Below are 11,882 nucleotides of genomic sequence, written 5' to 3' on the forward strand. Positions count from 1 at the left end.
CCGCGCACAGCGACCCGCCTGTTGAACCCGCCGTCCTCCGGACTTAGCTGCTGGTGGACGGCGTAAAGCGCGCCCAGAGCTTGTAGACGACGCCGCGAAGTTCGCTCGACCCATGCAGCGACAGCCCGAGATTCGCGAGCGCCAGCACCAGTGCCGCGGCGATCAGCGTCGGCAGCGCGCTGATCGAATCGGCGAGCACGACCGCAACCAGCAGGAACGCGAGGTGAGCCAGCATATTGCGCACGATGGTCCACACGTGCAGCCGCGCGAAAGCCAGCAGCACGCCATAGTCGAAGAGCGTTTTCAGCGTGACGACGATCCCCGCGCCCATGATCCCGAACCAGTGAATCCCGCACCATAGCGCGCCGGCGAACACCGGCAGTTCGAACCAGCTCACCGTGGCGACGGCGGCCGGACTGGTCTGCGCCTGGATCAGAATGCCCAGAATCCCGCACTGGCCGCTCAGCCAGACGCCGAGCACGAGCACGCTGGCGACCGGCGCGGCGGCCGCGACAGTCGGCCCGAGCCAGAGCAGCAGGAAAGGCTTGAGCGCGAACAGCGCGACGATCACACACGGTGTAAACGCGCCGTTGAGAAAGGCGAGAGCGCTATGCGCCAATGCGTCCGCATCCGCGCGGGAGACGGCCGACAGGCGCGGGAACAGCGTGCGCACCATCGCGATAGGCAGCAGATTCAGGCGCGTGATCAGATTCTGCGGCGTCGCGTAGTACGTCACGTAGCGCGCGCCGAGCAGTGCGCCGACCAGCACGCGGTCGAGTGTCGACGCAATCATGTTGGCGCCGGAGAACATCAGCATCCAGCGGCCATAACGGAACAGTTCGGCCATCACATGCCATTGCGGCATGCGCACGCGGCGAATTCCCAGCGCGCGAAACGCGGCCGCGCCCAGCATCATGCCGGCGACAAGACGCGCCACCACAGCAGCCGGAATCACCACCGCGAGGGAGGGCGAAAAGCAGAAGATCGCCGCTAACGGCAGCAACTGGAACAGCGCCGTGCCGAGCGTCTGGTTGATGTTGAAGCTGGCGAAGCGTTCCACGCCATTGATGGCGCCCGCAAACACCCACGAGACGTTGGCGATCGGCACGGCCACGGCGATCCACGGCAGGCTCGCCATCACTTCGCGCTGGAAGGCCGGTTCGATCTTCACGCCGTGCGTGATATAGACGACCGTGCCGACATAAATGAGGAGTCCGCCGACGATGCCGGTGCCCAGATTCATGAACCACGCGCTCCAGAAGATGCGCTCGATCGAGTCGTCGTTGGCGGCGCGTGCCTTGGAGATCTGATTTTCCGTGGCGAGACTCGTGCCGAGATCCAGCACGCTGAAATAGCCGATCAGGGTCCACACCAGATTGATTACGCCGTATCGCTCGACGCCCATCAGGTGAATGTAGGCGGGCACGGTGACGAGGGAGATGAACGTTGGAGCGATCGCTCCGGCGAAATTGATGACGATGTTCCTGACGATACTTCTTTCCATGGTGCGCGGTCCGGCGTCTGAATTTCAGCAATGGTGTGGTTCGTTCTGGCCGCCGTCGGTGCGTAGTCGCACCTTGCAGCACGCTTTACGCGACGGCGTCGGCCCCGTCGCAGGTTCCGATATTGCCCTGGCCCCCAGCGCGTCTATGTGTGTGGCCGTACAGATACTTGCCATCGGCCGGGGTTAAATGCAAATCATCAGAAGGTAGTGCCGCGCGGCGGCCTGTTGCCGCGCAATCATCAAACGGGGTTTGACAATGAAGCGTGCCGGATTCGAGCGCCGCTCGCGAGCCAGAATGCAAAGCGGCCTGAGCGCAAACGGTTTGCGGAGCACACATGAGTGATCGTACCGGCGACCCGCAAGGAGGCGGCGCGTCTGAACTGGATGCGCGGCTGATCTCCATCTGCATTCCCACCTGCAACCGGCCCGCATTGCTCGAACAGGCCATCGCGAGTTGCCACGCGCAGACGTATGGCGAGTTCGAAATCGTGATCGGCGACGATTCGACCGAGGACAGCGCGCAGCAGGTGGTGGAGCGCTGCCGCTCGCGCAGCGACCGGCCCATTCGTTACGAACGCAATGTGCCGCGGCTCGGCCAGGCGTCCAATGTCAACCGGTTGTTCGCGCGCGCACACGGTGCCCGGCTCGTACTGCTGCACGACGACGATCTGCTCGAACCGGACGCGTTGAGCCGTCTCGACGCATGCTGGCAAGCCTGTCCGGAGTTGACAGCGGCATTCGGCAAGCAGCGCGTGATCGCCGACGACGGCACGCCGCGGCCCGACGCCAGCGAACGCCTGAACCGTGACTATCGCCGTGTGCCCGGCCGTGCCGGAAGGCTGCCCGTGCCGGCGCTGGCCGGCATCGACCAGATGTTCCCGAACAACGGCTATCTGGTGAATACCGTGGACGCGCGCCGCATCGCGTACCGGCCGGCGGCCGAAGTCGGCGAAGCGTGCGACTTCGATTTCGGCCTGCGGCTGAGCGTCGCCGCAACGGCGATCTGCTTCGTGGACGAGTTCGTGTCCGTATCGCGCGAAACGGCGTTGTCGATTTCAACGCATGCGCTGCCCGCCATGCACGCGTTTGCGCAGCTACGCGAGAGCCATGTGCCCGCCGCGGCGCAGGCCGCGCGCGAAGATGCGTTGCGCCGCGTGGCGCCGCGCGCGGCCTCGGCCTATGCGCGTGCGGGCGAGCCGGCCGCGGCCTGGCGCGTGCTGCTGTCGAAGCATTACCCGATGCGCGACAGATTGCGCGCACGTTTTCTCTATCACGTGCTGCTCGCCGCGCGCTCGACGTTCGCGCTGCGCGCGCCGCACGGCAACTGACCTTGCTGTCCGCTGCTGATGCCATGTGCCACAGGCATTCGCCGATATATCGGACTCCGAGACAATGTGGCGGGACGTACAGAGCAATCATGCGATGTCTGCTGTAATGCGTCGAAAGGGAGAACCTCGTGAGGAGCGTAGCGTGAGGCCTGTCGTGTTCGGCGACCAGTTCGGCTGGTTGCATCCCGCGAGTGAGCCGGACGGTGTGGTGTTGTGTTATCCGTTCGGCTACGACGCGCTGTGCACTTATCGCGGCATGCGCAGGCTGGCCGAGCGGCTCGCCGCGCGCGGCATGCCGGTGCTGCGTTTCGACTATCCGGGCACGGGCGATTCGGCGGGCGAGGCAAGTGAAGCCGGCCGCTGGCGCGCCTGGATCGACAGTATCAAGCAGGCCGTGGCGTTGCTGCGCGAGACCGCCGGCGTCGAACGTGTGACGCTGTGCGGCATGCGGCTCGGCGGCACGCTCGCCGCGCTGGCCGCTCAGGAGCTTGGCGGCGTGGACGGACTCGTGCTGCTCGCGCCCGTTCTGTCGGGGAAGAATTATCAGCGCGAGTTGCGTGCGCATTATCGTCAATGGCTGTCGATTCCGGCTGCGATGGATTGCGTGGCCGAACCCGATACCGACGCTTTTGTGGAAGCGTACGGTTTTCGTCTCTATCAGGACACCCTGGAGAGTTTGCGCGCGGTCGATCTGAAACGCGATGCGGAACGGCCGGCTGCCCGCGTTCTCATACTCGATTCGCTGGATCCCGTGCGCGTCGACGCGCTGGCTGCGCATTATCGCGAGCAAGGCATCGACGTCGACCGGCAGTCGTTCGACGAGTACAGCAGGTTCATGATGGAGTCGCTCGATAGCGAGCTTCCGCAGGCGGCATTCCAGTCCATAGAAAACTGGCTGGCGAATGGGGCGGCCCGTGCGAGTGCGTCCGCGCGTGCGGGCACGATCAGCGATAGCCAGGATAGTGACCAGCATGCCGCGGATCACGAAGCGGCCCATGTGGTCGAACCGGGTGTGATCGAAACGCCGGTATGGCTCGACGGCGGCAGGCTGTTCGGCATCTATTGCCGGCCTGAAGCACGCGGCGCGGCCGCCGCGCCGGCCGCGCTGCTGCTGAACACAGGCGCCGTGTCGCGAATCGGCAATGCGCGGCTCGGCGTGCGCTTCGCAAGGCGTCTCGCGCAACAGGGCATCGCTTCGCTGCGCGTCGATCTCGGCGGTCTGGGCGATAGCATGCCGTCGCTCGACGCATTGAGTCTCGACGCGCTCTACGCGCAGTCGGGCGTCGACGACGCCGCCTGCGCCGCGCGCTTCCTGACGGCGCAAGGCCATCGCGGCGCGGTATTGCTCGGCATCTGCGCGGGCGCTTACGTCGGCCTGCATGCCGCGGCGCGCGAGCCGGCGGTGCTCGGCGCGGTGCTGGTGAATCTGCAGAAGTTCGTCTGGCAGAACATCTGCGATGAGCACGGCAAGCCGACCGTCGCGGTAGCCGCGTTTGGTTCGACGCGCAGCTATCTGCGCTCGATGTGCCAGCCTGGCAAATGGCTGCGCGTGCTGAAGGGACAGTCGGGCGGCTGGCCGGTTGCGCGCGAACTCGCGGGCCGCTTCGCGGCGCGCTTCGCTCTCGCGTTTGCCGACCGGCTCGAACGTGTTTGCGGCATCGAGATCGCTGCGCAGGAAGAGCGCAGGCTGATAGCCGCAGTGGATGCACAAGGTGTCGAGACACGGCTTCTCTATGGCGTCCTCGATGAAGGCGTCGAAGAACTGGAACGCCATTTCGGTGTACGTGGCGCGCGATTGCAGCGCTTCAGGCATGTTCGCGCGGCGTTTTGCGTGCACACCGATCACGCAATCCTGTCGTCCAGCGCGCAGGAAAATGTGATGTCGTATTTCGAGCAGTTTTATCGCGGCAGCTTTAGCGAGCGCCACGTGGCCGATACCGTAGCCGCCCGCGAGCCGTCCACGCAGCGCGCCGGCTGGCGGCGCGCCCGGGCCACGCAATGGCTTGTAAAGCGTGCGCGCGCGTTTCGTCTATTCGGGGAAGCGTAATGAATGCGCAAGGATTGTCCGGCGCACCTACGCTTGAAGGGAGCACGCCATGAACAGTCCTTCCGAGTTGGACCGCATCAACCAGGTTGCATGGAATTCGCCCGACGCCGCGCGCGTTTTCACGCTCGACAAGACCTATTCCGATCCCGGCGAGCAGGCGGCGTTCGATTGGCTCGCGCCGCGTTGCGCGGGCGAGCCGCTGCTCGATATCGGCGTCGGCACCGGCCGCACCATTCCGCTGATGACGGCGATCTCGAACGACTACACCGGCGTCGACTACACGCTGAAGCTGCTCGATCTGGCGAAGGCGCGCTATCCGGAACGCGACCTTCGGCATATGGATGCGCGGGACATGTCCGCGTTGCCGTCGGGCCATTTCGGACTCGCGGAATTCAGCTGGAACGGCATCGACTGCGTGGACTACGACGATCGCGTGAGGATTCTCGAGGAGATGTATCGCGTGGTGCGGCCCGGCGGATACGTGCTGTTTTCATCGCACAACCGCGGCGGCCCCGGCTACCGCGAAAACATCTGGCAACTGCTGCCGCGATTCACGTTCAATCCGCTCAGATTGGGCTGGCGCACGCTGCATTCGGTGCGCCGCTTTCAGCTAGGCACGCTGAACTATCTGCGCAACGTGAAGCTGAACCATGACTACGGCCGCTACGCGATCAAGACGGCGGCGGCTCACAACTTCGGCATTGTGATCATCTACACGACACTGGGTGAGCAGCGCCGGCAGCTCGCGCAGGTGGGCTTGCAAAGCGACGCCGTGTTCGGCAGTTGCGCAGGCGATCGCATTGCCGACGACGTGGAGGAGAGCAACGCGTGGTGGTTTCACTTCATCGCGCACAAACCGCTGGCCGCTTACCGTTTCGATTGATGGGCGCTGAAACGAAGAAGAAACAAAGATGAAGCAAAGAAAGACACGGCATCGCCCGCAGCGCGCGGACGACTCCCTGCAACAAAGAACCGCGCCAGTTTGACCATACACGGGGAATCGCAAATGAATCGCATCGTAGAACCAGGCAATCCGCTCGCGGCGACCGCGAGCGTTACCGGAACGGCCACGCGTTTGTCCGTGCAGCCGGTGATACTCGCAGGCGGCTCGGGGACGCGATTGTGGCCGCTGTCGCGCGAACGCAATCCGAAGCAACTGATCGGCCTGATGGGCGACGAGTCGCTGCTCGAAAGGACCCTGCGCCGGCTCGACGCGTCGTTCGCCGCGGTGGAGCACGAAACGCCGGCAGCCGGCACGCGCCTTATCGCGGCGCCGCTGGTGGTCTGCTGCGAGGACTTGCGGCTGCAAACGCTCGAACGTCTGCAACGCCTGGAGAGGCCGGGCCGGCCGGTGCGCATGGTGCTCGAACCGGTGCCGCGCAACACCGCGCCCGCGCTGACGGTGGCGGCGCTGGCGGCGCGCGCGGCGGCTGTCGAGGGCGACGATCCGGTCATCGTGGCGCTGCCGGCGGATCACCTGATCGGCGATCACGTTGCGTTCGGCAAGGCGCTCGCCGAGGCGCTCGAACACGCGGCGGCGGGCGCGATCGTCACGCTCGGCGTGCCGCCGAAGCGCGCGGAGACCGGCTACGGCTATATCCGCACGGGTACGGCGCTCGGCACGCGGGGCGCGCGCGTCATCGAGCGGTTCGTCGAGAAGCCCGATCCGGAACTCGCGGAGCGCTACGTCGCGTCCGGGGATTACTGGTGGAATAGCGGCATGTTCGTGGTGCGCGCTTCCGTGTGGCTCGCGGCGATCGAGTTGTGCCAGCCGGCGATCGCCGCAGCCTGCGCGGACGCGTTCGAGCAGGCCACGGTGGACGGCGACGGCGCCCTGCATCTCGCGCGCAAGGCGTTCGCCCTGTGCCCGTCCGATTCGATCGACTACGCGGTGATGGAGCGTGTGGCCACCGACGCGCGGCTGGTCGGCGTGGCCGTCCCGCTCGTCGCGGGTTGGTCGGACGTGGGTGCGTGGGATTCGGTGTGGGAAGCGTCCGCGAAAGACGCCGACGGCAATGTCGCGCGCGGCCGCGTGATGTTCGCCGGCTCGACCGACAGCTTCGCGCATTCGGAGGGCCGGCTCGTCGCCTGTGTCGGCGTGAGCGGCGTGATGGTGGTCGAAACCGCCGACGCAGTGCTGGTCGTCGCGAAAGACCGCGTGCAGGACGTCAAGGCGGTGGTCAGCCGTCTCAAGCTGGAGCACGGCGCGGAAGCACAGGAGCATCGCAAGGTCGGCCGGCCGTGGGGTTATTACGACTCGCTCGAACGCGGCGCGCGCTTTCAGGTGAAGCGCATCGTCGTCAAGCCGGGCGGCCGTCTTTCGCTGCAGATGCATCATCACCGCGCCGAACACTGGATCGTGGTGCGCGGCACGGCGCGCGTCACGCGCGGCGAGGAATGCTTCTTTCTCACGGAGAATCAGTCCACTTACATTCCGCTGGGCGTTACGCACCGGCTGGAGAATCCGGGCAAGACTTCGCTCGAAATGATCGAGGTGCAATCGGGCGGCTACCTCGGCGAAGACGACATCGTGCGTTTCGACGACCAGTACGGTCGCGATCAGGAGAGCGGCCATGCAGGCAAGGGTACGTCACGCTGAAGCACCGCAGCCCGCGCAGGCGGCGGCTTTCGACGAGCGGCGCTTCCGTCATGCGCTGGGGCGCTTCGCGACCGGCGTCGTGGTGATCTCGACGGGCAGCGGCGACGGTTTGCATGCGATGACGGCGAACGCCTTCATGTCGGGCTCGCTCAATCCGCCGCTGATCGTCGTCTCGGTTGGACACCGCGCGCGCATGCACGAGCGCCTGATGGACAGCGCGCTGTTCGGCGTGAGCGTGTTGTCAGAGGCGCAGGAGCCGCATAGCCGCCACTTCGCGGGCGAGCCGCAAGGGTGGCTCGCGCCGCGCTTCGCGGCGGTCGAGGGGCTGCCGGACGTGGTGCTCCTCGAGCACGCGGCGGCGCGTTTCGCGGCGCGCGTGGTGGACCGGCATCCGTGCGGCGACCATACGTTGTTCGTCGGCGAGGTGCTGGTGTTCTCGCTCGACGAGCACGCGCCGCTGATTTTCTTCGGCGGCCGCTATGGCTCGGTTGCGGCGCGGGGTGCAACGCAGGCGTCGACCCAGGACTCGCCGCCACTCGCGGCCCGCCCGTGCTGATGCGAACCGATACGCACGCCGGCCGTCGTTTTGCGCCAGTCGATATCCGCCTCGCGTGTTGCAGATCAGACAATTCGCGTTGCAACGTGCGTCTTCGCACTATGCAAATTTCTCCGCACAGGCACGCTTGAGACGCAAGCTTATGGCCCGTCAGAATATGCGGCGTTACACGGAAGAAACAATTCTTCAGAGGGATAACCCTCTCGGGAAGTGTCCCAACTGGCGCAAGCGTTTTGAAGCTAGCAACGTATCGTAGAAGAACAAAGTCACACTCATAAAACGACACACAAGGGCCGCTCGATCAACAGGCTACGCGGGGGCAAACACCGCTTCGGGGAGAGTGTCATGGAACAGGCAAACAAAGATCGATCGCTCGTGAGCAAAGTCATGGATGGACTGGTCACGGGCATCGTCGAAGAGAAATACGGCGCCATACTGCCACCGCAGGATGTGCTGTCCAAGGAGTTCGATGTCAGCCGCACCGTCATGCGCGAGGCGCTGTCGATGCTGCTCGCGCGCGACATGCTGGACGTGCGGCCCAAAATCGGCACGCGCATCCGGCCGATGAGCGATTGGCGCATGATCGACGAGGACGTCGTGAACTGGCGTTTTCGCGCGAAACCCGATCCGCTGTTTCTGCGCGACGTGATCGAGTTTCGCATCCTGATCGAGCCGCGCGCTTCGGCGCAGGCGGCCGCGCGCGGCAGCGCGGCGGATATCGCGGCGATTCGCGAGGCGTTCGAGGCATTCCGCGCGATCCGCCCCGGCGAGCCGGGCTATCAGGAAGCGGATGAACTGTTCCACGCCCGCATCGTGGTCGCGAGCGGCAACCAGTTCTTCAAGCAGATGGCCGCGATCATTCGCGGTGCGCTTTCGACCGTCAACCCCATCGTCACCGACCGTGACGGACTGTGGGAAACGGCGGTCAATTCACACCAGCGCGTGGTGGACGCGATCGAGCGGCATGATCCGAAAGAAGCGGAAATCGCCTCGCTCGCCATGATCGATTACACCGCGGAAGAAGTCGGCAGCCAGTTTTCGGCGGAACCGCCGGCACGCGGCTGAGCGTGGCCGCTGCGGCGGCACGGCGGCTCGCCGATTGTTCCTCGTGAGACTGTGCAGCACGAAGGGCGCGAGTTCAGGCCCACGCGGGAGCGTGCGGCATGCGCGACAATAGCGCCTGTTCTGAACTGCATGGACTCGAAGGAACGATGACAATCGCAACACAGGAAGTCCCCGCGGACGGCACGATCCGCTGGGGCATCGTCGGGACGGGCCGCATTGCCCGTCGTTTTGCTCAGGGTCTCGCTCACGTGCCGCAGACGCGACTGACCGCGCTGTGGTCACGCCGCGCGGAACCCGCCGGCGCTTTCGCCGAAGAGTTCGGCGGCGAGGTTTGCGCAAGTTTCGACGCGCTGCTCGCGAGCGGTATCCACGCGCTCTATATCGCCACCGTTCAGGACAGTCACGCGGGCTATGCGATCGCCGCGTTGCAGGCCGGGCTGCACGTACTGTGCGAAAAACCCGCCACCATCAATCAGCCGCAACTCCAGCGCGTGCTCGACGCCGCGCGTGCCGCGCAGCGGCTCTTCATGGAAGCCATGAAGCCGCCGTTCTATCCGCTCTACAGAAAGTTGCGCGCGCATCTGGACGCCGATCCGATTGGCGCGGTGGGGCTGGTGCGGGCCGGTTGTTCGGTGCCGGGCGTGCCGGACGATCATCCTTCGCTGTCGTTCGGGCATGCGGGCGGTGCGCTGCTCGACATCGGCATCTATGAAATGTTTCTCGCCGTCGACTGGCTGGGTGCGCCGCGCGAAGTGCAGACGCTCGGGCGGCTCGGCGCGACCGGCGTCGATACGTTCGCCAGCCTGAACAGCCAGCATGAGGGCGGCATCGCCCAACTGTTCTGCGGACTCGATCTGCACGGCAAAGGTGATGCGCTGCTGATGGCGACAGGCGGCCACGTCACGATTCACGAGCCGTGGTGGAACCCGTCGCGCGCAACGATCCGGTATGCCGGCGGACGTGTGATCGAACTCGATGAACCGTTCGAAGGCGGGGGCCTGAACTACGAGACCGCGCACTTCTGCGAGTTGATCCGGGCGGGGCAGGTGGAGAGTCCGGTGATGCCGCACAGCAAGTCGTTGCAGATGATCGCAATGGCCGACGCGGCGCGTGCGGCGCTTGGGTTGAAGTTCGCGGGCGAATGAGAGCGCGCCGAGCGTTCGTCGAGGCGCGCATCTCGTGGGCATGCGCGAACCCCGCGCGCGTCTGACGAGACGCGCAAGCCGGTGCTGCTGCCGTGCGATTGCGCGAAGCTGCTATGCCGATTCGCCGCCGACGTTCGCCGTTGCTGCCGGCGGCGGTGGTACGATTTGCGCGGGCATGCTGCGAGAGAAAACGCCGCACATGCCACTGCTTTCGAATCCCTTCCAATGGAGCCGCCTGCCATGCGCATGCTCGGAAAACTCTGGCGCGACAACAAGAGCCTCGTCGCGTTCCTCTTCCTGATGGTGCTGTTTCGCAGTGCCGTGGCCGACTGGAACGTCGTGCCGAGCGGCTCGATGCTGCCGACCATCCGTGAAGGCGACCGGATTTTCGTCGACAAGATGGCCTACGATCTGCGCGTGCCGCTCACGCATATCGCCATCGCGCATCTGCATGATCCGCAGCGCGGCGATATCGTGACGATCGATTCTTCGGCCGCGCATGAATTGATCGTCAAGCGTCTGATCGGTTTGCCCGGCGACAGCGTGGCGATGCGCGAGAACGTGTTGTACGTGAACGGCGTACGCGCCGATTACCAGCCGCTGAAATTCAAGCCGCTGCCCGGCGACGCGAGCTCACCCGGCGATTATCTGACCGAGCGCTTCGATGGCATCGCGCATATCGTGCGGCTCGCGCCGCAAGCGCCAAGTCCGCGCGATTCGTTCGGGCCGGTGATCGTGCCGCCCGGCGAGTATCTGATGCTCGGCGACAATCGTGACGACAGCGCCGATTCGCGTTACTTCGGTTTCTTTTCGCGCAAGGAGCTGATGGGGCGCACGCGTCGCGTCGCGTATTCGCTCGACCCGGATCATTACTACGCGCCGCGCTTCGAGCGCTTCGGCGCGCGGCTCGATAGTTCGGCGTCGGCGGTCGCGAGCCGCTAAAGCGGGCGCGGCCGGGCGTTCAGTGGCGCGACGGCAGCGCGAGGCGCCGTTCGTACCAGCGCTGCACGCTTTCGAGCATCTGGCACAGCACCCAGTAGACCGCGGCCGCGGCGAGATAGAGCGGCAGCGGCTGATAGGTCGAGGCGATGATTTCCTGCGCGCTGCGCAGCAGTTCGGTCACGGTAATCACCGACACCAGCGAGGTGTCCTTGATGAGGCTGATCAGACTGTTCGACAGACTCGGCACGGCAATGCGCAACGCCTGCGGTGCGATCACATAGCGCAGCGTCTGGCGGCGCGAGAGGCCGAGACTATAGGCGGCGAGCCACTGACCCTGGTGAATCCCCAGAATCGCGCCGCGCATGCTCTCGGACAGATACGCCGCGACGTTCGCCGACAACGCAATCACGCCGGCCGGCGTGGGGTCGAGTGAAATGCCGAAGCTCGGCAGGCCGTAATAGATCACGAAGATCTGCACCAGCAGCGGCGTGCCGCGCATCACGCTCACGTAAATGCGTGCGATCCAGTTCAGCGCGCGGCTGTGGCTCACGCCCATCAACGCGAGCACGGCGCCGGCGATCAGGCCGAAGATCATCGACAGAACCGCGAACTTGATCGTCAGGACGGCGCCCTGTGCGAGCACGGGCAGCGATTCAACGAGCAGGGAAGTGGTGGACATGAGCTGAACGGTGGTCG

At 65.3% G+C, this 11,882-nt stretch carries 10 protein-coding genes; 8 read left to right on the plus strand and 2 right to left on the minus strand.

The annotated features are described in order from the left end of the window. Positions 1–43: 43 nt before the first annotated feature. Positions 44–1,504: an oligosaccharide flippase family protein gene (locus BXE_RS09535; protein WP_011488109.1), complete on the minus strand. Its 1,461-nt coding sequence runs from the start codon at positions 1,502–1,504 to the stop codon at positions 44–46. Positions 1,505–1,839: 335 nt separating this feature from the next. On the opposite strand from BXE_RS09535, the gene BXE_RS09540 reads away from it, so the two are divergent. The 8 genes from BXE_RS09540 to lepB all read left to right on the plus strand — a co-directional run bounded on the left by BXE_RS09540 (position 1,840) and on the right by lepB (position 11,186). Then, the gene (locus BXE_RS09540) at positions 1,840–2,832 is read left to right on the plus strand and encodes a glycosyltransferase family 2 protein (protein WP_011488111.1); all 993 of its coding nucleotides are present in this window, start codon (positions 1,840–1,842) and stop codon (positions 2,830–2,832) included. A gap of 142 nt (positions 2,833–2,974) precedes the next feature. Continuing rightward, positions 2,975–4,879: an alpha/beta fold hydrolase gene (locus tag BXE_RS09545; RefSeq protein WP_011488112.1), complete on the plus strand. Its 1,905-nt coding sequence runs from the start codon at positions 2,975–2,977 to the stop codon at positions 4,877–4,879. Between the two features lie 49 nt (positions 4,880–4,928). After that, on the plus strand, positions 4,929–5,762 hold the full coding sequence (locus BXE_RS09550; RefSeq protein WP_011488113.1) for a class I SAM-dependent methyltransferase: 834 nt from the start codon (positions 4,929–4,931) through the stop codon (positions 5,760–5,762). A 123-nt stretch (positions 5,763–5,885) separates the two neighbouring features. Then, positions 5,886–7,478 carry a mannose-1-phosphate guanylyltransferase/mannose-6-phosphate isomerase gene (locus tag BXE_RS09555; protein WP_011488114.1) on the plus strand — a complete coding sequence of 531 codons (1,593 nt, stop codon included), beginning with the start codon at positions 5,886–5,888 and terminating at the stop codon, positions 7,476–7,478. Beyond that, entirely contained in the window at positions 7,453–8,034 is a 582-nt protein-coding gene (locus BXE_RS09560; RefSeq protein ID WP_038456291.1) for a flavin reductase family protein, read from the plus strand. Before BXE_RS09555 ends, BXE_RS09560 begins: the two co-directional genes overlap by 26 nt. A 345-nt stretch (positions 8,035–8,379) precedes the next feature. Further along, positions 8,380–9,099, plus strand: a complete 720-nt coding sequence (locus BXE_RS09565; protein WP_011488116.1) for a FadR/GntR family transcriptional regulator — start codon at positions 8,380–8,382, stop codon at positions 9,097–9,099. A gap of 146 nt (positions 9,100–9,245) precedes the next feature. Continuing rightward, positions 9,246–10,244: a Gfo/Idh/MocA family protein gene (locus BXE_RS09570; protein ID WP_049782231.1), complete on the plus strand. Its 999-nt coding sequence runs from the start codon at positions 9,246–9,248 to the stop codon at positions 10,242–10,244. Between the two features lie 240 nt (positions 10,245–10,484). Then, the gene (gene lepB, locus BXE_RS09575) at positions 10,485–11,186 is read left to right on the plus strand and encodes a signal peptidase I (RefSeq protein ID WP_011488118.1); all 702 of its coding nucleotides are present in this window, start codon (positions 10,485–10,487) and stop codon (positions 11,184–11,186) included. 19 nt (positions 11,187–11,205) lie between these two features. On the opposite strand, the gene BXE_RS09580 is transcribed toward lepB, so the two are convergent. Then, the gene (locus BXE_RS09580) at positions 11,206–11,865 is read right to left on the minus strand and encodes an amino acid ABC transporter permease (protein WP_011488119.1); all 660 of its coding nucleotides are present in this window, start codon (positions 11,863–11,865) and stop codon (positions 11,206–11,208) included. Positions 11,866–11,882: the final 17 nt, after the last annotated feature.

This window comes from Paraburkholderia xenovorans LB400 (genome assembly GCF_000013645.1).
Lineage (GTDB): Bacteria > Pseudomonadota > Gammaproteobacteria > Burkholderiales > Burkholderiaceae > Paraburkholderia > Paraburkholderia xenovorans.

Excerpts from the sequence above, each read along its gene's own strand:
- BXE_RS09535 (WP_011488109.1), bottom strand. The coding sequence starts at position 1,504 with ATGGAAAGAAGTATCGTCAGGAACATCGTCATCAATTTCGCCGGAGCG.
- BXE_RS09540 (WP_011488111.1), top strand. The coding sequence starts at position 1,840 with ATGAGTGATCGTACCGGCGACCCGCAAGGAGGCGGCGCGTCTGAACTG.
- BXE_RS09550 (WP_011488113.1), top strand. The coding sequence starts at position 4,929 with ATGAACAGTCCTTCCGAGTTGGACCGCATCAACCAGGTTGCATGGAAT.
- BXE_RS09555 (WP_011488114.1), top strand. The coding sequence starts at position 5,886 with ATGAATCGCATCGTAGAACCAGGCAATCCGCTCGCGGCGACCGCGAGC.
- BXE_RS09560 (WP_038456291.1), top strand. The coding sequence starts at position 7,453 with ATGCAGGCAAGGGTACGTCACGCTGAAGCACCGCAGCCCGCGCAGGCG.
- BXE_RS09565 (WP_011488116.1), top strand. The coding sequence starts at position 8,380 with ATGGAACAGGCAAACAAAGATCGATCGCTCGTGAGCAAAGTCATGGAT.
- BXE_RS09570 (WP_049782231.1), top strand. The coding sequence starts at position 9,246 with ATGACAATCGCAACACAGGAAGTCCCCGCGGACGGCACGATCCGCTGG.
- lepB (WP_011488118.1), top strand. The coding sequence starts at position 10,485 with ATGCGCATGCTCGGAAAACTCTGGCGCGACAACAAGAGCCTCGTCGCG.
- BXE_RS09580 (WP_011488119.1), bottom strand. The coding sequence starts at position 11,865 with ATGTCCACCACTTCCCTGCTCGTTGAATCGCTGCCCGTGCTCGCACAG.